The sequence below is a fragment of the Streptomyces sp. NPDC058671 genome (assembly GCF_042716475.1).
GTDB lineage: Bacteria > Actinomycetota > Actinomycetes > Streptomycetales > Streptomycetaceae > Streptomyces.
Genome location: NZ_JBHXSA010000024.1, coordinates 44,174 through 67,040, shown reverse-complemented (window position 1 = coordinate 67,040; position 22,867 = coordinate 44,174). Strand labels below are relative to the sequence as shown.

The window sequence follows — 22,867 nt, the reverse complement described above, 5'->3', positions numbered from 1 at the left end:
GCGGAAGGCTCCCGGGCGAGGGCGTGGGCTGGGGCCCAGGCCCGGGAGCCGTGTCCTGTGACGGCGCACAGAGCGTCCGGACGCCGGCCGTCGATCGTCAGGAACCGAGCGGGCAGGTGCCCCGGTACTCCTCGATCGTCAGGCTCGGCCGCGGCAGCGGGCAGAGGAACTGCTCGTACCGGGTGTCGTCGTCGATGAAGCGCTTGAGCCAGGAGATGCTGTACTTCGCGATCGTCGTGTTCGAGGTGTTCGGGGTGAAGTGCGTGGCGCCGTTCAGCTCCAGGTACGCCTTGTCGAGCGAGCTGGGCAGGCTCTGGTAGAAGGGCTCCGAGTGGCTGGAGACGGGGGCGACCGTGTCACCGTCCGCGCCGATGACCAGGGTGGGCGTGCGGAGTTCGGGCCAGGTCTTGTCCGTGTTCCACCCGGTCAGGGGGATCGCGGCCTTCAACGACGGCCGGCTCTTGGCGGCTTCGAGGCTGCCGCCGCCACCCATGGAGTGGCCCATGACGCCGAGGCGGGTGGCGTCGATCCTGCCCCGCACGGCGCTGCGCTGGGTCAGGTGGTCGAGCGCGGCCAGGAGCTGGCGTCCGCGGCTGTCCGGCTGGTCGACCGTGGTGAGGGTGTCGATGGTGAACACCACGAAGCCCTGCGAGGCGAGACGCGGCCCCAGCCAGGCGATCGAGGACTGGTAGGCGGTGAAGCCCGGCGAGATCACGACCGCGCCGAACGTGCCGTCGCTCGTGGACGTCGGGTAGTAGATGGTGCCGCCTCCGAAGCCGCTGGCGGCGAGGGAGGAGACGCTGGTCTCGGAGACGGCGTACGGGCCGCGCAGGGCCTCGATGCTCGACTGGGTGGGGGCGGGGCCCCGCTCGTAGGGGTTGGCGGCGGTGCCGGCGGCGCTGGCACCCGGGGTGGCGAGCAGGGTGAGGCAGGCGGCGGTGGCGGTGGCGGCTGCGGCAAGGTGTCGATTCACGACGGAGTCGTCCTCTCGTGTCGTGTGGCGGCCGCCCTCGGCTGGAACCGGGGGCGGCGCGTCCTGGACTGGCCCGGTCACTGTCGACGCGGCGCGGCACGCGGGCATCGGCAGAACCACCGGTCTCCCGTCACGACGGGTCCGCCCGGAGGCCGGGGCGGGGGGTTCGACAGGACTGCGGCGGCGCGGCCGGGCCGGCGGGTCCCCGCGTACCCTCACCGGCCGAAGGCCCGGACCTGGGGGGACACCGCGTACCCTCACCTCGGCATGGCGATCGTCGCGGGACATCGGGTCCGGGGCGACGCGGATCGCGGGACGACGGACGCAGGGCGAGCGGGGAACGGACGATGACGCAGGTGCGCGGGCGGGGCACGGAGCCGGGTGGGGACGAGCGGGACCGGGCCGCGACCGTGCGCCTCTTCGTCGCCCTCGCCCCGCCCGACGAGGCGAAGGACGAGCTGGCGCGGGAGTTGGGCGCCGCGTACGACGCGTACCCGCGCCTGCGGTGGAACCGCATCGAGGACTGGCACATCACGCTGGCGTTCCTCGGCGAGCTCCCCGTCGCGACCGTTCCGCTGCTGCGTCCGCCGCTGGCGGACCTCGCGGCCTCGCTCCGGCCCGTCGAGCTGGCGCTGCGCGGCTGCGGGCACTTCGACGAGCGGGTGTTGTGGAGCGGGATCGCCGGGGACCTGGAAGGGCTGCACGCACTGGCCGACGGCGTCCGTGCCGTGGTCAGGGAGTGCCGTGTCCCCTTCGAGGACCGGCCGCTGCGCCCCCATCTGACGCTGGCCCGCGCCCGCCGCGACGATCAGTCGAGCGTGGTGGACATCGCCGGCCGGCTCGCCGGATTCACCGGCCGTCGTTGGCGGGCGGAACGCCTCCATCTGGTCGGCAGCGACTTCGGGCGGGGGCCCGGGCCGATCCGCTACCGCGACATCGAGGCCTGGTCCTTCGACGGGCGATGAAGCGTCCGGGGTCGGTACGGGTCGCAACCGTTCGGGGTCCCTGACGCGTGTTTCCCTGTGCAGTGATCGCCACGGAAAGGGAAAACGTTGTCCGTCTCAGGTCTCACCCCGTCCCGTCGCACCGCTCTCGCCCTCGGCGCCGGCGCCGTGCTGACGTCCGCGTCACCTCTCGTCGGGTCGGCGTACGCCTCCCCGCCCGGAACGACGCACGCCGGGGGGAAGGGCCCCGGCGGTAGGCGTCTCGTCGCAGGGCTGCGGGAGCTGGAGCACCGGCACGCGGCCCGGCTCGGGGTGTTCGCCCACGACGTGCGGTCGGGGCGCTCGGTGGCGTACCGCGCCGAGGAGCGCTTCCCGATGTGCTCGGTGTTCAAGACCCTCGCCGTCGCGGCCGTGCTGCGCGACCTCGATCACGACGGCACGTTCCTGGCGCGGCGCATCCGCTACACGGAGGCCTACGTCAAGCGGTCGGGCTGGTCCCCGAGGACCGAGCTGCCGGAGAACCTCGCCCGCGGGATGACCGTCGCCGAGCTCTGCGACGCCACCCTGCGCCACAGCGACAACACCGCGGCGAACCTGCTGCTCCGCGAGCTGGGCGGTCCGACCTCGGTCACGCGGTTCGCCCGGTCGGTCGGCGACGGTACGACGCGGCTCTACCGCTGGGAGCCCGAGCTGAACTCGGCGGAGCCCTGGCGGGAGACCGACACCACGACGCCCCGCGCCATCGGCCGGACCTACGGGCGGCTGCTGCTCGGCGACGCGCTCGCGCGCGAGGACCGGGAACGGCTCACGCGCTGGATGCTCGCCAACACCACGAGCGGTGAGCGGTTCCGCAAGGGGCTGCCCGCGGACTGGCTCCTCGCCGACAAGACCGGCGGCGGCCGGTACGGCGGCAACAACGACGCGGGGGTCACGTGGCCGCCGGACGGCGGCCCGATCCTGCTGGTCGTGATGACGACGCGGTTCGAGGAGGACGCCCCGCCCGTCGATGCGCTGGTGGCCGACGCGGCGGCTCTGGTGGCGGCGGAACTCCGCTGACGAGGCCGGGACGCACGTGCCCGGTATCCGGCACATCGTCGGGGACAACACGTTGACGGTGATGAGTTCGGAGACCGGTCGGACGCAGCGGACAGGCCGCCGGAGGGGTCTCCGGCGGCCGACGGCCCGTTGAAGGGCTGGGGAACGGTGTCCTCGGCGCGGGTCCCTGTCAGGACTCGCAGGGAAGGTTGACGATGCGGACGGTGTACGCCGAGGAGACCCAGCGGTTGGTGCCCACCTGGCGGAAGCCGTTGGTGGTGGACGCCGACGCGAGGATCGTGGAGCCGTTGGCGTAGGACCCGACGACCGCGTACCTGGTGCCGGGACCGCTGCGGATCAGCAGACCGCCGCTGGCGTTGACCTTGTAGTAGCACTGGGTGGCGAGCGCACCGGCCGGCGCGAGTTCCACGGCCGTGCCCGTCGTGCGGGCGGGTGCGGCGGCCTGGGCCGTGAGACCGCCGCCGAGGAGCGCGGCGGCGGACAGGGCCGCCACGGCCGCCGTGCGGGCGGCGGAGCGACGCGGTGACCTGGTGCGGCGTGCTGCTGTGACGGTCATGGAATCGATTCCCCTTGCGTCGTCGGTTCTGGGTGCGGAACACGTACGTAGGAGCAGGCCCGGGCCGGCCGAGTGGTGTCACCGCTCGAAGACGCCGGAGCCGCGCACGACGTTAGTGCCATCGGGGCGAAGTCAGCCGTCTGACGCACGACAACTCCCCAACCGGAACAGCGAAGTTCGAGTCCTCACAGCGACGGGGCCGCCACCGCTGGACCGGAGAACGCACCATGACCTGGCTCACCGGATGCCGCCGCCTCCACCGTCGGTACGAACGCAGAGCCGGCCACTTCCTCGCCTTCACCAGCTTTGCCTGCACCCTCGTCTGCCACCGCAGACTCGCCACATGAGAGGACCTTTAAATGGGTTGAGCGGCGTCTCCGGCTTTCCTAGGCTGTGGGCACACGCTGAAAGGAGGTGATCCGAGAACATGGTTTCTTTTCGGATTCGTGAGGTGACTGCGGGCTGACGGCCTGCCGTCGCACTCTGTGCACCCCGGCAGGTCACCTGCCGAAAACCACGCAGTCACCCGACCCGTGGGCCGCCGGTATTCCGGCCGGCTCCCGTCCGAACTCGAGCGGACGGGACCAAGGCCCACGGGTCGTCCGCGTTCCCGGACACCTGGCGCCGGACGCTTTCCCTCAGGTCCGGCACCCCTTCCTGCCTGTGACGGCACCCACACCCGTCCGGAAGAAACGATCTTGCGTTCACGTCCCCGTCATGGTCCGATGTCCTGTCTTTCTCATGATCGTTACACAGGGGGCAGAATGAGCAGGGGTATGGACCGGCGTTCCGTCATGCGCGGTCTGGCGACGGCCGGAGCCGGCGCGACGGTGGGGGCACTGGCGACGGGGAGCGGACCGGCGTACGCGGCGGGTTCCGGGGACGACCCGTACAGCGTCGACGTGATCAGCAAGGGTGCCGACCCGACCGGCGCGACCGCCAGTGACGCCGCGTTCCGCGCGGCCGCCGCCGAGGTGCTCGCCTCGTTCCAGCCCGGCCCGATCTCGGGAGCGATTCCGAAGAAGGTCCTGGTCATCCCGCCCGGCACCTACCTTCTGACCCAGCCGGACTCGCTGCTGCCGAACGTCAACGGCGAGGGCAACGGCGGTATCGTCGACGGCGTTTCGATCACCGGCTACGGCAAGCGGCTGTCCCGGATCGTGTACTCGCCGGCGGCCGACGACACCACGCTGTGGACGAACTACCAGCGCTACAAGAACATCCGGATCTCCGGACTCACCTTCACCAGCACCAACGCCACATCGAGCTTCAACTACGCCTACTCCTCGGCCGACTACGGCGTCCAGGACACCTGGTACACGGACGTCGAGTGGCGCGGCAGCTGGAAGCGCGGCATCGGTCTCGACGGCCCGGCCACGACGTCCAACCTCAACAGCGAGATGGGCTGGGACCACTGCCAGGTCGGCGGCTCCTACTCCGACGCGTTCCTCGTCCTGGGGATGACCCCGGCGGCGACGCAGCAGGACCAGTTCCTCAACTACTGGTTCCGCGACTGCAAGGTGGAGTACCAGTCGGGTGTGTTCGTGAAGAACAACCGGGGCGGCTCGATGAACTTCGTCGGCGGCTCCTACATCCTCACGGACGCCGCGTCGACCGGTACGTTCTTCCAGCTCACCGCCGACGCGACCACCCGGGCCGACTCCGTCGCACGGCTGTACGCCCAGGGCATCCGGTTCGAGCTGCGGGGCGTAGGCCACAAGGTGATCGACTCCCGCTGGTACAAGGGGAACATCACCTTCGTGTCGTGCGACGACACCGCCCTCAGCTTCAAGTCCTGGGCGCCGAACGCGGTCACCCACGCGTACGACTTCCACGCGAACGGCGCCCGAGGCCCGATGGTGCGGTACGAGGACTGCGGGCTGATGGGCTCTCACCAGGTGACGACCGGGCCCACCGCGACCACGTCCGGCAAGGTCCTGTACGACGGGTGCCGGTTCATCGACATGTCGACGGCGACCGGGACCACCGGGTTCCTCCGCTGGACCGGGGCCGTCGCACCCCGCTACGAGATGCGTGACTGCCTCATCGGCGCGAACCACCTGGCGGACGTGAAGAACCCGGCCTGATCGCCGAACCCCGCCCGATCGTCGTCGGGCAGACCCCCCGCGGACCGCGACACGTGTCGCGGTCCGCTCGGCGGTTCATCGCACGTACACCTGGACTTCGGGCCTCCGGTCGTCCGGGGGCCCCGGGCCGACACGGAGGGGCAGCACGCTCACGCAGGACCGACCACCCCCCTGCAGAGGAGAGTTGCGTGACTCGCCCCACCACCGCCCGTTCGCTCGCGCTCGTCATGACCACGGCGCTCGCGGCAGCGGCCCTTGCCGTACCGGCCCAGGCCCACCAGCGCGCCTCCGGAACCCCGTTGCCGACCGTGACGCCGCGCGCGGAGACGCCGGTACTGCACGACGACGACGCGGGCGGCAACGCCGACGCCGACGACCCGGCCATCTGGCGCAACGCCGCCGCCCCCGGCCGCAGCCTTGTCATCGCGACCGCCAAGGAGGGCGGCCTGCGCGTCTACGACCTGGACGCGCGACCGGTGCAGTCGATCGCCGCTCCCCCGGCCGCCGGTCCTGACGACGCCCCGGGCCGCTTCAACAACGTGGACCTCGTCCAGGGCCTGCGGCTCACCTCGGGCAGGGCGGACCTGGCCGTGACCACCGACCGGGGCCACGACCGGCTGCGTTTCTACCGCATCGACCGCGACCGCGCGGGCGGCCCGCTCACCGACGTCACCGACCCCGCCGCGCCGCCCGTGTTCTCCCGGGACCAGGCCGAGATCAACGACCAGCGGACCGCCTACGGTCTCGCGACCTGGACGGACCGCGCCACGGGCAAGTCCTTCGCCCTGGTCAGCCGGCGGGAGCGCACCAGCGTCGCGCTGCTCGAACTGCTCCCGGCCGCGGGCGACAGGATGACGTACCGCAAGATCCGCACCCTGGACCTGCCCTCCACGTTCCGGCTGCCCGACGGCACCTCCTGGTCCCCCTGCGGCGAACCCGGCGAGCTGCCCCAGGTCGAGGGCATGGTCGTCGACCCCGCCGACGGCACCCTCTACGCCGGGCAGGAGGACGTCGGCATCTGGCGACTGCGCGCCGACCTCACCGGCACGCCGAAGCTGGTCGACACCGTCCGCGAGTACGGCGTTCCCGGGGTCTACGACGAGGAGACCGAGGAGTGCGCTCCGGGCGCCGACCCCGGCTTCGGCGGCACCCGGATCTCCGCGGACGTCGAGGGCCTGACCCTGGTCACCGAGTCCGACGGCGACGGGTACCTCCTCGCCTCCAGCCAGGGCGACAACACCTTCGCCGCCTACGACCGGGAGCTCGGGGACGACAACGAGTACGAGGGCGGGTTCCGGGTCGGGGCCGCGCACAGCGCGCTCGACGGCTCCGAGGAGTGCGACGGCGCCGCCGCCCTGAACGCCCCCCTCGGCTCGAAGTACCCGCGCGGCCTGCTCGTCGTGCAGGACGGACACGACGCCCCCGCCGACGGCGACCGGGCCGCGACCAACTTCAAGTTCGTCGACCTCGGCACCGTCCTGGACGCCCTCGACGACTGAGCCTTCCTCCGGCCGCACCCCCGGGGCCGGCCACCGGGCCCCGGGGGCCTCGGTGGTCGGCCCGGACCGGCTCACGGGGTCGTGAGGAGTGCCGCCACCGCATGGGCCGTGGCCGAGTGGCGCATCGTCAGGGCCGGGGAGCGGGCTTCGGCGGCGTCCGGCTCCCAGGGGTCGCCGCCGCCGAGGAGGTCCGCCACCGCGTCACTCGTGGCCCGGTGGGCGAACAGCAGCGCCGCACCGGCAGGTCCGGCGACCGCCCCGTCCGCCGGGGCCCATGCCTCCGTACGACCGAGGATCCGCGCGAGGGCGTCACACGTCTCCGGGTAAGCCGGGAGCAGTGCCGCACCGCTCGGCGCGGCGGCCGGCCGGTCGCGCTGTGGCTCCGGCAGGGCGCGCCACGGCGGGACCCAGGTGTCCAGGGCCGCGAGCCGCCCGGGGAAGATCCGGCCCGCCTCGCGGATCAGCAGCGGGGCCAGCTCCGCGGCGTTCGACCGCAGGGTGGTGATGAGGCTCGGCAGCCAGGGCAGCAGGACGGCGTCGGGCAGCCGCCCGAAGGCGTTCGACACGGCCTCCACGACCACGTCCGCGAGCCCCGGTACCGGCTGGAGGGCGTGCACGAACCCGCTGAGGTAACGGGGGTAGGAGGGCACCACCAGGGGGTTGGCGAGGAGTTCGTCGCAGCGGGCGCGCAGTTCACCGCGGGACAGGGTGCCGAGCTGGACCTGCGCGGCCCACAGCAGCGCCGTCTTCGCCGGGTCCCCCGGGTGCGACTGCGCCACCGCGAGTTCCAGTTGCGTCCGGTCGCAGCCCAGGGACAAGGCCAGGCTCTCCATGCTGAAGAGGAAGCCGAGCATCGCCGCCACCTGCCCCACGGTGGCGTCCTCGTCGCGGAACGCCGTCGGGAGCAGCGTGCAGTAGTGGGCGTAGCCGGTGCGGACGAAGGACTCGATCCACGGCGGCAGCACCGGTTCGCCGGTGCGGTAGTAGGCGAGGAGGCCACGCACCCGGCGCAGCACCTCCGGGGCCCCGTCCACGGTACGCTCGCCCGCCAGGACGTCGAGGGCGCGGGCGCCGAGCTCGTCGGCGAGGCGTCTGCCACCGAGGTACAGGGTGGCGTCCTCGAGCGCCGCGAGGACCTCCGCCGTCGTGGCCCGGTCCCCGTACGCGGTGCGGCGCAGGCGCTGCTCCAGCACCTGCTCCAGGCTCACGCCCTCGTAGCCGAGTTCGATGAGGGCCCGCTGGTGGGTACCGAGGGACAGGTCCCATGATTCCTGGATCGACCGCTCGCCGAGCCGCCGCTCTCCCATCACGGTGCGTGCGGCTCCGGGGGGAAGCAGGCGGCGGAGCATCCACAGGACGTCCGAACAGGCCCGCAGCTCGGGCCGGGACGCCATGTCGAGGAGGGCTCGCCGCACACCGCGCTGCTGGAGGTCGAGTGCGAGCGGTGCCAGCCGGTCGTGCACGTCGCGGGCGAGCGGCGGCAGGGCCTCGTAGCCGACCTGGCCGATCCGGTCGCCGCCCATCATGATCTCGACGAGGCGGCGCACGTCCCTGCGGCCGGGGACGGTGTCCTTCTCGATGCAGGTGACCGCCGCGTCCTGGAAGTCGTACGGCGTCGGTTTGGCCCGGTCGCGCATGGCGGCGAGCAGGATCGACGTCTCGAAGACGGCGATCGCGTCGGCGGTGGAGGCGAGGTAGCCGCTGCGGCGGGCGGCGCGGACGATGTCCACGGACCAGCCGAGCAGTTCGGCCTCGTCGAGTGTGTGCAGGGTGGGGGGCTGCTGGAGGAAGCCCGAGAGCCGGTCCTCCGTGGGGACGGGCGCGGGTGCGGCGGCCTTCGCCGCCGTCCTCGTCGCGCGCGGCTTCTTCGTTCCGGCCTGCCCGGCGAGCCGGTACGGCTCCACCCGGGTGCGTCTGAGGTTCTTCGCCCACTGGGTCGCGGCGATGGACACGGAACCGGGGGCGAGGCCGAACTGCGCCTCGATCGCCGTGTGGCTGGACGGGATCAGGCCGTACTGCCAGGTCGTGGCGGTGCGCGGGGAGATGGTGAAGTCTCCGCTGCCGTGCACACCGAATTCCTCGACGCGGCTGGCCGCGTGGAAGGCGCCGCACACGTAGAGGCAGTCGGCCGGATCGGTGCCGGTGGCGGCCAGGTGCTCGCGCATCCGGGTCCACATGTAGCGCTCGCGGTCCTCGTCGACGCGCACCCGGTCACCCCGGCCGGGGGCGAGTCGCCGGAACAGGCTGCCGATGAGGAACATGACCTGGCGGTAGGTGTCGTGGTCGCTGTCGCCGAGGGGGACCTCGACGTACTGGTGCCACCACTCCGACCAGTGCCGCACCTTGCCGTGGCGCAGCAGGTGCTCCTCCAGTTCGGCGAACCGGGGCCGCAGGTCACCGATCTCGACGCCGACGGCCTCACCGTGGAGTGCGTCCGTGTCCCCGGTGGCCCGCTCGGCCCGGTCGTGCCGGGCGTCCCACTGGAAGACGTGGTCGGAGGAGCGGTCGACGAGGACGAGTTCGACGCCGGGCGTGTCGAGGGCGTAGGCGATGGCCTGGTACTCGGCGGACGCCTCGGTGACGGGTGCGACGACGGACAGCGGGGCCCAGTCGGGCGGGAAGCCGTCGATCTCGCTCGCGAAGGCCTGCACCGCGACGGGCAGCCGGCAGTTGCGCAGCTCGGTGAGGAGCGGCGTCATGTCCTCGCAGAGTTCCAGGTACACCACCTTGGGCTGCTTCTCGCGCAGCCGGCGGGCCATGGCGAGGGCGGAGGCGGGCGAGTGGTGGCAGACGGGGAAGATCTCCAGGGGCTCGCCGACGGCGCGGTCGACGTCGTCGACCATGCCGAGGAGGATGCCCTCCAGCGCGTCCTGGCCGTCGGCGAACTCAGCCGCCGCGCGGTGGAGTTGCCCGCGCAGCGCGGTGAACGTGGCTGCCGCCGCCGTGGTCCCGGGGGTGCCGGGCGCGGCCGTCGTGTCGGGGGTGCCGGTCATGACAGCTTGGCGATCGCTTCGCGGCCGCCCTCCAGGAACTCGGGCCAGGAGCCGCCCTCCTCCTTGCCGCGCGGCTCGACGACGCCGTGCAGGTACTTGTTGAGGATGGCCAGGTCCTCGGGCTCGCGGCGGGCGAGGGTGCCGATCAGCGAGGAGGCGAGGGCGCGGGCGGTCAGGGTGCGCTCGCCGAAGAAGTCGCTGTGCAGGACGGCGTCCTCCAGTACGCCGATCTGCTCGGCGGTGGAGAGGGCGGACTCCAGCTTCTCGTCATCGCTCCCGGCCGCGGCGGCGGAGGCCCGCAGGTCGGCGAAGCTCTGGAGGAGGACGTCGAGGAGGGTGGGCGGCACGTCCAGCTCGATCGAGTGCCGGCGCAGCAGCTCCTCGGTGCGGAAGCGGACGATCTCCGCCTCGCTCTTCTTGTTCGTGACGATGGGGATGCGGACGAAGTTGAACCGGCGCTTGAGCGCGGAGGACAGGTCGTTGACGCCCCGGTCGCGGCTGTTGGCGGTGGCGATGACCGAGAAGCCGGGCTTGGCGAAGACGATGTTCTCGCCGTCGGCGCCGTCGAGTTCGGGGACCGAGATGTACTTCTCGGAGAGGATCGAGATGAGCGCGTCCTGGACGTCGCTGGTGGAGCGGGTGAGCTCCTCGAAGCGGCCGATGGTGCCGGTCTCCATGGCGGTCATGATCGGCGAGGGGATCATCGACTCGCGGGACTGGCCCTTGGCGATGACCATGGACACGTTCCAGGAGTACTTGATGTGGTCCTCGGTGGTGCCCGCTGTGCCCTGTACCACCTGCGTGGAGTTGCGGCTGATCGCGGCCGAGAGGAGTTCGGCGAGCCAGCTCTTGCCGGTGCCGGGGTCTCCGATGAGGAGCAGACCGCGGTCGGAGGCGAGGGTGACGATGGAGCGCTCGACGAAGCTGCGGTCGCCGAACCACTTCTGCGACACCTCCCGGTCCAGGCCGTCGGCGCGCTCGGAGCCGAGGACGAACAGGCGGACCATCTTCGGGGAGAGGCGCCAGGAGAACGGCTTGGGGTTGTCGTCGATCGACTCGAGCCAGTCGAGTTCCTCGGCGTACTTGATCTCGGCGGGAGCGCGGAGCAGGTCGGACATGAGAAGGGCCTTTCTGGGCGTCTCAGGTGAGGAAGGTCTTGAGTTCGTGCACGAGTCTGTCGATGTGGCCGGAGATCACCGGGGTGCCGAGCGCCTTGAACCGCTCCCGGAACCAGGGGTTGACCTCCTGCCGTCCGGAGCTGGTCACCGACCCGACGGGGATGAAGCGGACCCCGGACCGGTGGACCGCCTCGATGCCCTCGAACAGGGGCTGCGAGCGGTCGAACTCGTAGAAGTCGGAGATCCACACCATCGCGGTGTTCTTCGGTTCGGCGATCTTCGGCCGGGCCATCGCCATCGCGACCGGTCCGTCGTTGCCGCCGCCGAGGTTGGTGCGCAGGAGCACGTCGAACGGGTCGTGCACCCACGGGGTGAGGTCGATGGCGCGGGTGTCGTACGCGATGAGGTGGACGTCCACCTTCGGCAGCCCGGCGAAGATCGAGGCGAGGATGGTGCAGTTGACCATCGAGTCGACCATGGAGCCGGACTGGTCCACGACGACGATGAGCCGCTGGGGTGTGGTCCTGCGGACGGTGTGCCGGTAGTAGAGGCGGTCGACGTAGAGCCGCTCCTCCTCCGGGCTCCAGTTGGTGAGGTTCTTCCAGATGGTGCGGTCGAGGTCGAGGTTGCGGAAGACGCGCTTGGGCGGGACCGAGCGGTCGAGCTCCCCGACGGTGGCCTTCTCCACCTGGGTGCGGAGCACCTGGGCGACCTCGTCGACGTAGCGCCGGATGAGGGACTTGGCGTTGGCCAGGGCGATCCCTGACAGGTTGCCCTTGTCGCGCAGCAGTTGCTCGATCAGCGACATGCTGGGAGTGAGCCGGGCGGCCAGGACGGGGTCGGCCAGCACCTCGCGCAGGTGCATGCGGCGGACGAGTTCGGCTTCGACGGCGCCGAGTTCGGATCCGAGGCCGCCGGCCGGGACCGCTGCTCCGCCGCCCTGGCCGCCGCGCAGCCCCCCGGGCGGGCAGCCGTGCGCCCGCTCCAGCCAGCCCGCGTCGGACTGCCAGCGGGCGAGCTGCCCCGCGGAGACCGTTCCCGATCCGGTGGCGAAGACGTTGAGCAGCAGTTTCGACGCTAGCGCGGCACGCCGTACCTCCGCCGCCCGGTCGCGCGCGCCGTCCGGGTCGGGCTCCGGGGTCATCAGCCCGTCGAACTCGTCGGCCAGCTCCGGATGGCGCTGGACGACCGACTCGACGGACGCGCCCGGGTCGAGGAGGGCCGACGGCAGACCGATGTCCTCGACGACGGCGAGGCTCGCCGCTTCGAGTGCGGCCTGCTCCTCGGGGTCGAAGAGCCGGGCGAGGAGTCGCCAGTAGAGGACCTGACGACGGTTGTCGTCGGCGTCGGGGACGCCCGGGGGCGGGGTGCCCGGGCGGGAGGGGGCCGTGGGAACGGTGGCAGGGGCGTCGGCGGGACCGGCCGAGGGCGTGGTGTCCGTCATGCGCGCAGCAGCTTTCCGGCTCGTTCCCGCAGGACGGTGACGGAGTCCGTGGCCGCCTTCTCTGCCCGTACGCCGAGCTTGTCGGTGGTGCCTCCGGCCCACGCGCCCGCGTGGACGGCGACGGTCTTCTTCCGGACGGTCGTCTCGACGGCGAGCGGCTGGAGGACGAACTCCCCCGCGTCCCACCGCAGCAGACCCAGGCACGCGCCGGAGGCGGCGACCGCCGCCGGGGTGAGCGGACCGGCGGCGGGGACGCGGTCGGTGTCGACGGCCAGCCGGTGCCCGGCGACGGTGAACGTGAGCGTTCCGTCGTCCTCGTGCTCCGCCCCGTACCCCTCCAGGAGTACGGGGACGGCGATCCGGGCCGGGTGACGGTCCAGGGGCGCGGTCACCGGGTCGGTGGCGGTGGACAGGACGACCCGGGCGGTGGCGAAGGGGTCGGCCGGCTCGCCGGTGCGCGCCCGCGCGTCGTCCCAGACGAGGTCGCCCTCGGCGGTGACGGGCATGGCGTCGAGTTCCATGGCGCGGCCCTCCCCCGCGGCTCCGAGCAGGGACATCCGCGGCCGCAGGAGCTGCCACAGGCCCGCGCCGACGACGGTGTCGGGCTTGGGCGCGGACACCGCCGCCCGGACGAGGCGCGGCGCCGTCCCGTCGGAGGGTTCGAGCACGGCGTGGACCTGGGCCTGCACGGCGGTCGCGTGCTCCTGTACGTCCACGCCGAGCGGCAGCAGGCGGCCGGTCACGGGGGACGGGGTGGGCGTGGGGGCGGCGCCGGGCAGGGTCAGGAGCAGCGCGCGGGTCCACAGGTCGGCCCAGCGGCGCTCCGGGACGCGATCCAGGGTGGCGCCGGGGCAGGAGGCGGCGAGTTCGGCCGCGAAGCCGTCGAGCAGGGTCGCCAGGCGGCGCAGGTGGATGTCCGGCAGCATGGCGGAGACCACGGGGGCGGCTCCGGCGACCAGTTCGTGGTCGATGCCCTGCCAGCCCGCGCGGGCGAGGTCGCCGAGCCAGGCGCGGGCGGCGGCCAGCACGTTCGCACCGGGGCCGGCGTCGGTGGTGCGGGGATCCGGGGCGCTCCGCTCGGCGCGCGGCCGGCCGGTGACGTCCGCGACGCGGTCCGTGAGGGCGTCGTGCACGGCGCCCATGAGGGCGGTGCGGGCGGCGGCGAGCGCGACGAGGTGGTCCTCGCCGGCGGCGCCCGCCGCGGCCTTGTCGGCGGCCTCGGCGACCAGCGAGGCGAGCGGCGATCCGGCGACGGCGGCCGCGAGCGCGCCGAGTCCGGCGGCCTGGGCGGGCTGCGGTCGGAGCAGCCCGGCGACGAGCGCCCGGTCGAAGGCGTCGACGGCGTCGAGCGCCTCGTCGAGTCCGTCGACGGGGTCGGTGAGCAGATCCGTACGCATCAGGCGACCGTCCTCGTCGGGGGGAACCACTGCATCTCGGGCAGCGGCGCGGTGGTCGGCTCCAGTTCGAGGTAGGCGAGGTGCCGGAGGAACCGGCTGAACACCGGGGCGGCCGCCGAGGTGTCGCCCTGCTCGGGGCGGGTGGCGGTCATCACCGAGACGAGCTTCTGCGCGTCGGGCTCGCCGTCCGGGGTGTCGGCCTTCAGGTACCGGGCGACGCGCTCGGCCCCGTACTGCAGGACCGCCTCCCCGACCAGGGCGCGGATGTGGTTGCAGAAGGTGCCGCGCGCACCGCCGCAGGGGCGGTTGTTGTTGGTGCTGCAGGCGAACGCGTACGTCGCGGTCGCGATCGAGGACACGTACACGCGTCCTGCGTCGGATCCACTGGACACGACGCCCTGCAGGCGTCCGTCGGCCAGTTCGACGAACGGCACCTTGGCGAGTTTCCGCGGTCGCGCGGGCGGCACCACCCGCGCCGTACTCGACCTCTCCCAGACCGGCAACGTACCTCTCCCATGCACGTCGAAGGGATGCTCTCGCCGTCGTGGCGGAACAAGATCGAACCTATCGCCGCCCACTGACAACGCCGTCGGCGCCCGGTGGGAAGCCGGACGGCCAACCGGATCGACCCCGCCCGACCGGGACCCTGGACTCCTGGCTTCCAGTGGCTCCTGGGCTCCAGGCCACCCGGGCTCCAGCACGGACGCACCCGCCTCGCACCCGCCTCGCCGGCGTCGCACCACCGTGTCCTCAGGAGGGGATCTGGGCGAGGCTCCGGTTGAGTGCGCTGTCGGGTCGGCCGGTGAGGTCCGCCCAGGTGCCCTCCTCCGCGATGCGTCCCGCTTCGAGGACGGCGATGCGGTCGGCCCTGCGGATGGTGGCGCGGCGGTGGGCGATGACGAGGGTGGTGCGGTCCTTCTGGCGGAGTACCGACGCGAGTCGGGCGTCGCTCGCGTTGTCCAGGTGGGCGGTGGACTCGTCCAGTACGAGGACTCTGGGCTGCGCCAGGAGTGCGCGGGCGAGGGCGATCCGGGCCCGCTGGCCTCCGGAGAGGGTGGCGCCGCGCTCGCCGACCACGGTGTCGAGCGGGGCGATCCGGTCGACTCCGCATCGGCGGGCCGTCTCGGCGAGGAGGTCGTCGTCGGCGTCGGGGGCGGCGAGCCGCAGGTTCTCCGCGAGGGTGCCGTGGAAGAGGGGCGTCTCCTGGCCCACCAGTGCGACGGAGCGCCGGAGTTCGGCGTCGCTCACCTCGCGTAGGTCGACGGGCGTCCCGTCGGCGGGTAGGAGCTGGACCTGCCCTTCGGAGGGGTCCCAGAAACGGGCCAGGAGGTGGGCGCAGGTGGACTTGCCGGCGCCCGACGCGCCGACGAGGGCGAGCGTCTGACCAGCGGGTACGGTCAGCTCGACGCCGTCGAGGACGGGACCGCCGCCGTAGTCGAAGCTCACCTGGTGCAGGCGGACACCCAGCGGCCCTGCGGGCAACGGGCGGGGCTCGGCGGGGGGCGGGGCGAGGGCTGGGGCCTTGACGGCCGCGCCGACGCGGGAGGCGGCGGCGCGCAGCGCCACGGCCTGGCTCAGGGACCGGGCCGACTCCGCCACGGGGCCGAGCACGGCCAGGGCGAGCGCCATCGCGGCCGGTGCCCATGCGCCGTGCAGCCGCCCCGAGGTCACGGACTGTGCCGCGGCGGCGACCACACCGAGGACCGCCACCACGATGAGGAGATCGCGGACCGCGGCGACGGCCGCTTCCCAGGTGGCTTCGGCACGTTGGGCGTCGCCCACCTGCCGTCCGCGTGCCGCCAGCCGGTGGCGCCGTCCGGTGAGGGCGCCGAACGCGACCAGCTCACGCAGTCCGTCGACGATCTCCACGGTGTCGGCCGACAGCTGCGCGACGGCCGTACGGGTGCGGGCGCCGCGTGCCGTCCTCCCTCGGGCCTCGGCGAAGGGGACTGCGGTGAGCAGCGCCGCGACCGGCAGCACGGCGGCCAGGAGCCACGGCTCCACCGCGGCGAGGATGACCGTGCCGCCGGTGAAGACCGTTGCCGACGCCAGGAGTTGGGCGGTGGTGTGGGCGTAGAGGAACTCCAGGGCCTCCACGTCGGCCATGGCCGTGGCGGCGAGGTCTCCGCTGCGCCGCCCCGCGACACGGGCGGGTGCGCTGCGTGCGAGCCCGTCGAAGACGCGTACGCGGAGCGCGGCGAGAACCCGGTAGGCCAGGTCGTGCGAGAGGTCCATCTCGCGCCAGGTCGTCAGGGCCCGTACGAGGACCAGGGCGATCAGCGCGGTGACGGTGCCGGGTGTCGGGGCTCGTCCCTCGATGACGGCCGTTCCCACGGTGTGCGCCGCGAGCGTGACCAGGGCGACGAGGGAGCCCTGTTCGAGGAGCGCGGCGGCGCAGGTGCGAGCCGTCATGGCCCGGTGGCGGGCGAGGGCGGGGAGCAGGGCGCGCAGGGAGCCCCGTTCGGGTACGTCCGCGTCGACGGCGCCTGCGGGGGTGGCGGCGGACACGGGCGGCGGGACGGTCACCACGGCGTCCGTGGCGGGGGTGTGACGGTCGACGGTGTCGCTCATGCGGCGAGTTCTCCTCGGTGGGTACGGCCGGCCTCGAGGAGGCGCGCGTAGACGCCCCCCGCCTCGACCAGGCCGTCGTGGTCGCCGACGGCGTCCACCCGTCCCGCGTCGAGGACGACGATGTGGTCGGCGTGCCGGACGGCGGCGAGCCGGTGGGCGATCACCAGGACGGTGCGGTCGCCGGCGGCGGCCGTCAGCTCGCTGACGATGTCCGCCTCGCGGCGTTCGTCGACCGAGCTCGTCGCCTCGTCGAGGACGAGCACCGGGGCGTCCGCGAGCAGGGCCCTGGCGAGCGCGAGCCGCTGTCGCTGTCCGCCGGACAGGGTGGCACCGCGCTCGCCGAGGACGGTGGCGTAGCCGTCGGGCAGGGCGGCGATCTCGCCGTGGATCCCCGCGACACGGGCCGCCGCTGCCAGATCGTCGTCCGTGGCGTCCGGCCGCGCCAAGCGGAGGTTGTCGGCGATGGTGGCATGGAAGAGGTACGTGTCCTGCGACACCACGGCGACGCCGTGCCGCAGCGCGTCGAGGGAGTACCGGGTGGCACCGCGCCCGTCGAGGGTGATGCGGCCCCCGTCCGGGTCGTGGTGGCGCAGGAGCAGTGCGACGAGGGTGGACTTGCCCGCGCCGGAGGGGCCGACGATCGCCGTGGTCCGTCCCGCCGGTGCGGTGAAGGAGACGCCACGGAGGGCCGCCACCGACGCCCCCTCGTAGGTGAAGTGGACTTCCTCGAAACGGAGTTCCGGGGGCGCGGACCATCGCACGGGGGCCGTTCCGGTGTCTCGGACGGCGGGTTCGGCGGTACGCAGCGCCCCTATGCCGTCCGCGGCCGACGCTCCGAGGTATCCGGCGTGCCACTCGCGGGCGAGGTCGCGGACCGGCCGGAAGCATTCGGAGGCCAGGAGCAGCACGAGGTAGGTACCGGTCGCCGTGGTGGATCCGGTCACGGCCGACCAGCAGGCGAGGAGCGCGGCGGCGGCGGTGCCGCCCTGGATGGCGAGGTCGGTGATGCCGGTGTCGACCAGGGAGACGCGGAGCTTGGCGACGGTCGCCCGGTGCAGCGCCGCCGAACGCCTCTCCAGGCGTTCGCGGGTACGGCCGACCGCGCCGGCCGACCGCAACGCGGGCATGCCCTGCAGGGCTTCCAGGTAGTCGGCGCCCAGACCTTCGTACGTGTCCCAGTGCTCCTTGCCCCGGGCCGCGAGGAGACGGTCCCAGGCCCGGGGGCCGCACAGGGCGAGCAGCAGGGCGGGGACGAGGCCGAGCAGCGCCACCGGTTCCACCACCGCGACGGCCCCGAGCACCAGGGGCGGCACGGTCAGGGTGATCAGGAGTTGGGGCAGATAGCGGGAGACGTAGGCGTCGACACCTTCCACGCCGTCGACGAGTGTCGTGCGGACGGCTCCGGCGCGCGCGGTGGTCATGTGTGCGGGGCCCAGGTGTCCCAGGTGGGTGAGCAGTTCGTCCCGCAGCTCCACTCTGACCTCGGCCCCGGCGCGCGTTGCGGTGCGCCGCTGCCAGGTGCCGAGTCCGGCGCGGGCGGCGACGACGGCGAGTACGGCGGTGAGCAGCCAGGGAAGCCGTCCCGCCTCGCCGCGTGCCAACTGGGCGAGCGCGAGGGCCAGCAGGGTCGCCTGCGTCAGGTGGGTGAGGGTGACGGCACCTTGCAGGAGGGTGGCGGCGAGCAGGGGGCGCCGTGCGCGTCGGGCGGCGCGGCGCAGCTCGGGGTGGACGATCATGCGGTGTTCTCCTCGTCGGCGTGGAGGGTGCCGAGGACCAGTCCGTGGACGATCCAGTCCCGGCCGGGTGGAGCGCCGAGCGCGGCGCCCAGGTCCGCCTGCTGCCAGGAGCCCACGGGCCGGGCGGCGAGGCCGTGGCGCCGGGCGGTGAGGTGGGCGAGGTGGACGGCGAATCCGGCCCGCAGGTGGGCGCGGCGGATGTGCGCCTCGTCGGCGTCCGCGGGGCAGCCACGGGCGAGCAGGACGGCGCCCGCGTCCGCGATCCACGCCTGACGCGCGGCCCAGACGGCGAGTGTCGGGCGCGCCTCCCCCGCGGCGATCCGTCGCAGTGTCGTACCGTCGGCGGTCAGCTCCACCAGGCCGGGCCGTGGCGGTCCGACGGCGACGCACCACCGCAGTTCGGGGCCGCCAGCGAGTGCGGCGGCGGCGAGGACGGCGCGCAGCGCGCCCGGGTCCGGGGCGCCCGGCAACGGCGGTGGGTCGCTGCGGCGGGCCAGCAGCTCCTCGGGTGTGGGCGCGTCCCTCAGCGGCCGCAAGCCGGGCGGGGTGTCGGGCCGGTGGAGCGGGGGGGGAATGTGGAGGGTGGCGAGGGGGGTCGGGGAGGGGCAGTGGAGTCCCTGGGGGCCGTGGTGTCCGTGGTGTCCGTGGTATCCGTCGAGCCCGTCGGGTGGGTGGGGCACGCGGGGTACGTGAGGTCCGCCGCGTGGGTCGGGAGTGTCGAGTCCGTCAGATTCGTCGAGCCCACCGCGTACGTCGAGCCCGTCCAGCCGTAGCTCGGGCTCGTCCACGCCCAGCGCACGCGCCGCGAGGAACAGCGCCGCGGCGGCGTGCCCGGTGTCGAGCAGGAGCAGCGGCCAGGCGCGGTGCCCGTAGTGGGAGACCGTGCGCCGCGCGGTGACGAAGAGTTCGGCGGTCACACCGGGCGGCGTACCGTCGGGCTGCCTGCCGAGGTGGTGGACACGGTGGCGCAGCGGGTCGTAACCGTAGCGGCCGGGCGGCAGGGCGCAGCCGGCGCCCACGACGAGCACGGTGTCCACGGGGTGCAGCGCACCGGCGGAGGACGCGGGCCGCAGTCGGCCGGAGCGGTCCGAGGCCGCCAGGGAGAGGCGCAGCAGGGTCCCCGGAAGGCGGTCCGTCGGACCGCCTCCCGCGAGCGGGTACGGCGGACCCGACCAGGCCGGTACGGGCGCCCCGGCCGGTGTGTCGGGACCGGGAAGCCGCGGGGAGCGGGCGCGGGCGAGAGCGGCGGCGAGGTCCGGGGGGCGGTTCTCGTCGAGGTGTTCCACGTCCGTCAGGTACTCCACATCCGTCAGGCGATCCGCGTCCGTCAGGCGATCCAGGCCCGTGAGACGATCCGCGTCGAGGTGTTCCACAGGGGTCCTCACATGTGCGGCGGGGGCGCCAGAGTGAAGTCCTCGGGGGCGCCCGGCGCCGTCGTGCGCCAGCCTCGTCGGACGCCTGCTTCGGCGAACCGGGGGCAGCCGAAGTAGGCGAAGGCGGCGGGGGCGTTGGGGAGGAGTCCGGAGACGAGGACCCTGGCCACCCGCAGGGACGTCTCGGCGACGTCCTCGGTGGTGAGATCGAACGTCATGATCCGGTGGCCGCCCGCGTGCAGCGCGCTGTCCAGGCGTTCCCGGCTGCCGGGCTCGACCTGGTCGACGGACACGGTCCCGTGGGCGGGTTCGGTGAAGCGCCGTGCCTCGGCCGCCATCCGCCCGTCGAGCCACACCTGCACGTGCGCCCCCAGGTCCCGCACGTGCTCGAACTGCTCGCCGCACGCGTCGAGATACCGCCCGTCGGCGCGGTGGTCCAGGTAGAGCCCGGGGGCGAGCAGGCCGGCCTCGACGGCTTGGAAGACCCAGCCCTCGGAGCCGGTCAGGCCCTGGGTGAAGACCCAGGTGTGGACGGCTTCGAGGACCGCCTTGCGGGCGGCTTCGGCGGGGTCGTACTTGCACGCGAAGCCGGCCGCGTACAGGCCGAGTCGCGGGTCGTGGACGAGTGCCGCCACGCACGGGGCGAACTCGGACGGCATCTCGACGAGATGGACGTCGAGCGCGGATCCGGCGAGATCGTCCATGAGGCCGGGCACGCTGGCCGGGTCGATCCCGCGGGTGGGTCCGTCGAGGTGCCACCACAGTTCCAGGGCGTCGCGTTCGACGATCTCCAGCAGGCCGCGTTCGACGGCGTCGTCGAGGCCCTGCCCGGTGGCGATGCCCGCGTAGTTGAGGTGGTGGGTGCGGGGCAGCTCGCGCAGTTCGCCCTGGCGCCAGTTGAGGTGGGTGAGGGCGACGGGGGCCCGGACCTCCGTCGCGTGGCCGTCGGGCAGCAGCTCGGTGCCGCGCGTCCACAGGGACGGGGTGTCGGCGGTGAGGCGGCGGTACGGGAACTTCTCGCGGGCATACTGCCAGGGCGCGTACGTGGGCAGGTCGGCGGGGCCGTAGAGCCGCAGGCCCTTCTCCGTCAGCTCGGCGGCGGTGGCGCGCAGGGGGGCGTCGGGGTGGCCGGGCGGCGGCACGCGGTTGCCGCAGTACCGCTCCACGCCCTCGGCTATCGCGGCGATGCGGGCCTGCGCGGGGTCGCCGAAGGTGGTGCCGAGGGAGACCCGGTCGGCCGGCCACAGGCCGAGTCTGCGGGCGTCGGATATCTCGGCGGTGACGGCGGTGTAGCGGGGTGGGGCACCGGCAGGGTGCTCGACGGGCTTGACCGTGCGGACGATGCCGCAGACGGGGTCGACGAGTGCTTCCGGCGGCAGCGCCGTCATCGAAGGATCTCCTTGGCGGGATGGGTGGAGGTGGGACGGGAGGGGAGGGTGTGCAGGAGCAGCGTCACGCTCTCCGGGTCGACTGTTCGTCGGGAGGTGTGCAGCCGTCGGGCGGTGACGGGGTCCTCCCCGGTGTGGGGGTTACGGGCGTGGGCCGGGAAATGATGTCCGGCGATCTCGACGCGCAGCCGTGTGCCGGCACGCAGCCGACGGGCGATCCGGCCGAGCTCGACGGTGAACTCGGTTTCCGGGTACGGCTTCTCACGTCGCAGGACGCCGACGGCGAGCCGCTCGGCGGTCCCTTCCGGGGTGAGGGCGACGAGTCGGGCGGCCCAGTCGGCGGAGGGGGTGTCGGCGCTGGCCCGCAGCCGTAGCCGTACGGGCCCGACGGCGTCGAGAGGGCGGGGCAGCGGCGGGGTGGCCAGGAGGCAGCGGTCGGGGAGTCCGCCGGTCGGCACGGCGAGGTCGTCGGAGCGGACGGGGCGGTCGGGGTCGGCGGTGAACTCGGCACCGTGCAGCAGCCGCGGGCGCCGGATGAACGATTCACCGTCGATGCCTGCGGGCAGCCACAGGTCGCCGCCACCCAGCCCCAGGGCGCCGTGGCGGCCGGGGGCGAGGTCACCGGCGAGGGCGCGGCGGGCCCATCGCACGTACAGCTCACCGAGGTTCACCCGGTGGGTGGGGCCGGCGTCGGGTCCTGGCGACGCCACGAGACCATGCCCCCATGGGCCGAGCAGCAGGCGGGCCGAGGGTCCGCCCCAGGTGCGCCACAGCGCGTGGGTGTCCTCAACGAAGTGGTCGTGGTGGCCGCCGACCGCGAGCAGGGGGACCCCGGCCCGGGGAGCCCGTGAGACGAACATGCCAGGGGCACGGTGCCTCCAAAGCCCCGACCAGGAGGGCAGTTTGCGTCCAAGCCGCTCGGGGAGGTCAGCGAGGGGCAGGTGGGTCAGCAGACCGGGGTCCGCGGCGAGGGCCTCGTCCAGCGCGCTCTCGTCGGAGTCCGGCCGGTCGCCGTGGGCGGCCCACCACCCGGCGCGGGCCAGCAGCCGTTCCACACCGGAGGGTTCCCGCGCCGTCTCGGCGACGCCGAGTGCGGGCACGGCGACGATCACGGCGTCCGGCCGGGCCTCCCCGTGTGCTTCGAGGGCGAGGGCGCAGTGTGCGGCGTAGGAGGCGCCGATCGCGACGTACCGGCCGTCGCTCCACTGCTGCCGCCGGATCCATCGGGCGGTCACCGCCCCGTCGGCGGCCTCGTTCTCGTACGGGCGCCACTCCCCCGGCGACGCGAATCGGCCCCGCACGTCCTGGACGACGGCGGCGAAGCCCCGGCGGGCCCAGCCGCGCGCCTCGGCCAGGTGCCGGGCACGGTCGTAGGGGGTGCGGATGAGGACGGCGGGGAAGGGGCCGGGGCCGTCGGGAAGGCGGACGTCCGTGGCGAGGTCGTCGACGGCCGTACGGAAGGACCTCATCCGTCCTTCTTCGGTATCGGTATGACGGGCATCGGTACGTCCGGAACGGCCGCGACGGGCATCGACGGGTCCGGAATCGGCGCGACGGGTGCCGACGCGTCCGGGCTCGGTACGACCGGCATCGCAGCCCCCGACATCCCAGCCCCAGCCCCCGGTACGACCGGCCTCGCGGCCCCCGACATCCCAGCCCCAGCCCCCGGTACGACCGGCCTCGCGGCCCCCGACATCCCAGCCCCAGCCCCCGGTACGACCGGCCTCGCGGC

At 73.5% G+C, this 22,867-nt stretch carries 16 protein-coding genes and 1 pseudogene; 5 read left to right on the top strand and 12 right to left on the bottom strand.

Features of this window, described 5'->3' with window-relative positions:
* Positions 1-97: 97 nt before the first annotated feature.
* A complete protein-coding gene (locus ACFWV2_RS26485; RefSeq protein WP_384408442.1) occupies positions 98-973 on the bottom strand; it encodes an alpha/beta hydrolase family protein in 876 nt (291 codons plus the stop codon).
* Positions 974-1,320: 347 nt separating this feature from the next.
* Between ACFWV2_RS26485 and thpR the strand changes: the two genes are divergently transcribed.
* On the top strand, positions 1,321-1,938 hold the full coding sequence (gene thpR, locus ACFWV2_RS26480) for an RNA 2',3'-cyclic phosphodiesterase (protein WP_384408440.1): 618 nt from the start codon (positions 1,321-1,323) through the stop codon (positions 1,936-1,938).
* A gap of 87 nt (positions 1,939-2,025) precedes the next feature.
* Positions 2,026-2,973 (top strand): class A beta-lactamase, encoded by a 948-nt coding sequence (bla, locus tag ACFWV2_RS26475; protein WP_384408438.1) that lies wholly within the window; start codon positions 2,026-2,028, stop codon positions 2,971-2,973.
* Between the two features lie 169 nt (positions 2,974-3,142).
* On the opposite strand, the gene ACFWV2_RS26470 is transcribed toward bla, so the two are convergent.
* Positions 3,143-3,529 (bottom strand): SH3 domain-containing protein, encoded by a 387-nt coding sequence (locus ACFWV2_RS26470; RefSeq protein WP_384408436.1) that lies wholly within the window; start codon positions 3,527-3,529, stop codon positions 3,143-3,145.
* A gap of 179 nt (positions 3,530-3,708) precedes the next feature.
* Between ACFWV2_RS26470 and ACFWV2_RS26465 the strand changes: the two are divergent.
* From ACFWV2_RS26465 to ACFWV2_RS26455, 3 genes and pseudogenes are all read left to right on the top strand, one after another.
* Positions 3,709-3,876 (top strand): annotated as a pseudogene (locus ACFWV2_RS26465) (IS5/IS1182 family transposase); the annotation flags it as partial.
* Positions 3,877-4,305: 429 nt separating this feature from the next.
* Positions 4,306-5,616: a hypothetical protein gene (locus tag ACFWV2_RS26460; RefSeq protein ID WP_384408434.1), complete on the top strand. Its 1,311-nt coding sequence runs from the start codon at positions 4,306-4,308 to the stop codon at positions 5,614-5,616.
* Positions 5,617-5,804: 188 nt separating this feature from the next.
* On the top strand, positions 5,805-7,115 hold the full coding sequence (locus tag ACFWV2_RS26455) for a phytase (RefSeq protein WP_384408432.1): 1,311 nt from the start codon (positions 5,805-5,807) through the stop codon (positions 7,113-7,115).
* 71 nt (positions 7,116-7,186) lie between these two features.
* On the opposite strand, the gene ACFWV2_RS26450 is transcribed toward ACFWV2_RS26455, so the two are convergent.
* The 10 genes from ACFWV2_RS26450 to ACFWV2_RS26405 form a co-directional block, all read right to left on the bottom strand.
* Positions 7,187-10,108 carry a hypothetical protein gene (locus ACFWV2_RS26450; protein ID WP_384408430.1) on the bottom strand — a complete coding sequence of 974 codons (2,922 nt, stop codon included), beginning with the start codon at positions 10,106-10,108 and terminating at the stop codon, positions 7,187-7,189.
* Entirely contained in the window at positions 10,105-11,226 is a 1,122-nt protein-coding gene (locus tag ACFWV2_RS26445; protein ID WP_384408428.1) for an AAA family ATPase, read from the bottom strand. The genes ACFWV2_RS26450 and ACFWV2_RS26445 overlap by 4 nt, the downstream gene beginning before the upstream one ends.
* A gap of 22 nt (positions 11,227-11,248) precedes the next feature.
* Entirely contained in the window at positions 11,249-12,670 is a 1,422-nt protein-coding gene (locus ACFWV2_RS26440) for a VWA domain-containing protein (RefSeq protein WP_384408426.1), read from the bottom strand.
* Positions 12,667-14,067 (bottom strand): hypothetical protein, encoded by a 1,401-nt coding sequence (locus ACFWV2_RS26435; protein ID WP_384408424.1) that lies wholly within the window; start codon positions 14,065-14,067, stop codon positions 12,667-12,669. The genes ACFWV2_RS26440 and ACFWV2_RS26435 overlap by 4 nt, the downstream gene beginning before the upstream one ends.
* Positions 14,067-14,570 (bottom strand): hypothetical protein, encoded by a 504-nt coding sequence (locus tag ACFWV2_RS26430; RefSeq protein WP_384408422.1) that lies wholly within the window; start codon positions 14,568-14,570, stop codon positions 14,067-14,069. The genes ACFWV2_RS26435 and ACFWV2_RS26430 overlap by 1 nt, the downstream gene beginning before the upstream one ends.
* 247 nt (positions 14,571-14,817) lie before the next feature.
* Positions 14,818-16,638 (bottom strand): ABC transporter ATP-binding protein, encoded by a 1,821-nt coding sequence (locus tag ACFWV2_RS26425; protein WP_384408420.1) that lies wholly within the window; start codon positions 16,636-16,638, stop codon positions 14,818-14,820.
* Positions 16,635-18,374, bottom strand: coding sequence for an ABC transporter ATP-binding protein/permease (locus ACFWV2_RS26420; RefSeq protein WP_384408418.1), 1,740 nt, complete (start codon positions 18,372-18,374; stop codon positions 16,635-16,637). Before ACFWV2_RS26420 ends, ACFWV2_RS26425 begins: the two co-directional genes overlap by 4 nt.
* Complete coding sequence (locus ACFWV2_RS26415) at positions 18,371-19,678, bottom strand: nitroreductase family protein (RefSeq protein WP_384408416.1); 1,308 nt, start codon at positions 19,676-19,678, stop codon at positions 18,371-18,373. Before ACFWV2_RS26415 ends, ACFWV2_RS26420 begins: the two co-directional genes overlap by 4 nt.
* 77 nt (positions 19,679-19,755) lie before the next feature.
* Positions 19,756-21,135 (bottom strand): YcaO-like family protein, encoded by a 1,380-nt coding sequence (locus tag ACFWV2_RS26410; RefSeq protein WP_384408414.1) that lies wholly within the window; start codon positions 21,133-21,135, stop codon positions 19,756-19,758.
* A complete protein-coding gene (locus ACFWV2_RS26405) occupies positions 21,132-22,604 on the bottom strand; it encodes a CocE/NonD family hydrolase (protein WP_384408412.1) in 1,473 nt (490 codons plus the stop codon). Before ACFWV2_RS26405 ends, ACFWV2_RS26410 begins: the two co-directional genes overlap by 4 nt.
* Positions 22,605-22,867: the final 263 nt, after the last annotated feature.